The 2,228-nt window shown below is 27.8% G+C and carries 2 protein-coding genes; both read left to right on the top strand.

Translation table 11 applies throughout. From position 1 onward, the window contains the following. The coding region (locus KGF50_RS21230) for a glycoside hydrolase family 113 (protein ID WP_227849900.1) at positions 1-999 on the top strand (999 nt) is incomplete at its 5' end. A gap of 57 nt (positions 1,000-1,056) precedes the next feature. Continuing rightward, positions 1,057-2,166, top strand: a complete 1,110-nt coding sequence (wecB, locus tag KGF50_RS21225) for a non-hydrolyzing UDP-N-acetylglucosamine 2-epimerase (RefSeq protein ID WP_227849899.1) — start codon at positions 1,057-1,059, stop codon at positions 2,164-2,166. The last annotated feature ends 62 nt before the right edge of the window (positions 2,167-2,228 follow it).

The raw sequence follows: 2,228 nt of genomic DNA, 5'->3' as shown, positions 1-2,228 counted from the left end.
GTAAATGTTGAATTAAAAAATAGAAGTTTAGTAAATAGCCAGTATGAGGGCAAGATTAAATCAGCTAATTTATCTATAGATTATGAAATAAATCAAGTTATGAAGGATATAGATAAGCTAGGATTGAATACAATAAATGTACCTATAGTCATAAATGTGGATGATATTAATTCTGATATCATGTCAATAGATAATAATAGCAAAAAAAAGGCAATAAAACTAATAAAAAAATTAAATAAGAAGGGTATTTCCACAATATTAGAAGCATATCCATGGATAAAAAATGGAGAGTTGTATGAGACAGATTGGAATCCTATGAATAAAAAAAGATTTTTTTACAACTGGCAAAATACTGTATTAAATGAACTTATAGAAGATGTAGCAAATCCATTGGATGTAAAGGTTTTAAATGTAGGCTCTAATTTTGTATACCTAGAAGAATATCAACAAAATTGGGGTGAAATAATAGATTTTGTACAATCAAAATTTGATGGTCTTGTAACATATAGAACTAATTGGTGGTATACAAGAAAAGGTGATTTAAATAGTAAATTATCTTATGAACAAAAACTAAATAATAATTTTTTTGATAAGTTAGACTTTATATCCATAGCAGCGTATTTTGAGTTAAGTGATAAATCTGTCAATACAGTAGATGAATTGGTCTCTGCCTTACATTCATCTACTGTGAATAATAGGAGACAAAATATAAAAGAAGAACTATATAATCTTTATAAGGTTCATCGTAAACCGATATTTTTTGGAGAATTAGGTTTTTCAAATAGAGAAAATGCAAGCTCTCAACCATGGAATCATGTTCCTTCAGAAATTATAAATGATGAAGAACAAGCAAGGTGTTTTGAAGCATATATGAGAGTTTTTGAAAAAGAAGATTGGATAAATGGTTTCTCTGTGTTTTGCGTAGGTAAAATTGATGAAGAAAAAAACTTTTATCCATCAAAAGAGAGTATAAAGATTATTAAATCTTGGTATAAATAAATTTGTTATATAAATAGACAGTTATAGTATATGAATAGTTGATTAGGAGAGATATAAATGAATGACATCAAGGTTATGACTGTATTTGGAACTAGACCTGAAGCTATCAAAGTAGCTCCATTAATTAAGGAACTTGAAAAAAGAGAGTATATAAAAAGTATTGTGTGTGTGACAGCGCAACATAGAGAAATGCTTGACCAGGTTATAGAAACTTTCGATATAAATGTAGACTATGATTTAGATATAATGAAAAAAGGGCAAAGTTTAAATGATATAACATGTAAAGTTTTAAATGAACTTCCTATAATTATAGATAAAGAAAAGCCAGATGTAATCTTAGTACATGGAGACACAACGACAACTTTAGCTACTAGTTTAACTGCATTTTATAGTAAAGTTCTAGTGGGTCATATAGAAGCAGGACTTAGAACTTATGATAAATACTCTCCATTTCCAGAAGAACTAAATAGGCAACTTACAGGAATTATTGCTGATATACACTTTGCCCCTACTAATTTGGCAAAACAAAACTTAATTTCAGAAGGAAAGTTTGAAAACAATATATTTGTAACAGGTAATACTGCAATTGATGCATTAAAGATGACAATAAGAGAAGATTATACTCATCCTATAATTGATAAGCTTGGTGATGACAGAATGATTTTATTGACTTCTCATAGAAGAGAAAACTTAGGAGAACCTATGAGAAATATATTTATAGCTGTAAAACGAATAGTAGATGAATTTGAAGATGTACAGGTAGTATATCCTATACATTTAAATCCTGAAATACGTGATATATCTAGTGAGGTATTTGGTAAAAACCCTAAAAAAATTCACATTATAGAGCCTTTGGAAGTGGTGGATTTTCATAATTTTTTAAACAAAGCCTATATGATAATGACTGATAGTGGAGGAATACAAGAAGAGGCTCCATCACTAGGAAAACCAGTACTTGTGTTAAGAAAAAAGACAGAAAGAATAGAAGGTATTGAAGCAAAAACACTTAAATTAATAGGTACAAATGAAGAAAATATATATAATTCTGTAAAGAAATTATTAACAAATAGAAATGATTATATTCAAATGAGTAAAGCTTCTAATCCATATGGGGATGGAAATGCAAGTAAGTATATAGTGGATATAATAGTGAAAAAATTTAGTTGAAGATACTTAATCTAGCTTTTATTAGATTAATTTAAAGTTTATATATAAGATAGAATTAAAAT

The sequence above is a fragment of the Clostridioides sp. ZZV15-6598 genome, assembly GCF_020657705.1.
Classification (GTDB): Bacteria; Bacillota; Clostridia; order Peptostreptococcales; family Peptostreptococcaceae; genus Clostridioides; species Clostridioides difficile_F.
This window is presented reverse-complemented; position numbering and strand designations above follow the sequence as displayed.